The organism is Vibrio sp. D173a (assembly GCF_030248475.1).
On record NZ_JAHGAH010001402.1, the window covers coordinates 1 to 410 of the forward strand.

Here is a 410-nt window from a genome sequence, read left to right on the forward strand (position 1 = left end):
GCGGTTCTCTGTTTGAACGCTTGTCAGCTGTTGGCTGATTTCGCTGTAGTTCTGCTCTAGCTCAGAGATTTGACTGTTGCGAGAGTCAAGTGAGCTTACTAGGCCTGCTTTTTCGCTGTCTGCGCTTTGACGTGCATTAGCCAGTTTCTCTTTCACTTCTGCCAGCTCTTTCTCTAGCTTTGGCATACGCAGTGACATGCTCTCTTGAGAGGTCACAAACTTGCTTTCAACCCAGCCTTTACGGCCACGGTTGTCTTGAATTTGGGTGTAACCAGTTTGCTTATTTGCTTGTAGGAATGTGATTTTTTGACCTGCATCGACACTACCAATAATACGGTAGCTGTTGTTTGGGCCAGAGTGCATATAAGTAAATAGTTTATCAGCAATATAACGGTCTTGCGCAAACGCAG

1 protein-coding gene is annotated in these 410 nt (G+C 45.6%); it reads right to left on the minus strand.

Annotation, left to right across the window (positions count from 1 at the left end; genetic code table 11):
* On the minus strand, positions 1-410 hold a 410-nt coding region (locus tag KIV40_RS33645), incomplete at both ends, for a TIGR04211 family SH3 domain-containing protein (protein WP_285353765.1).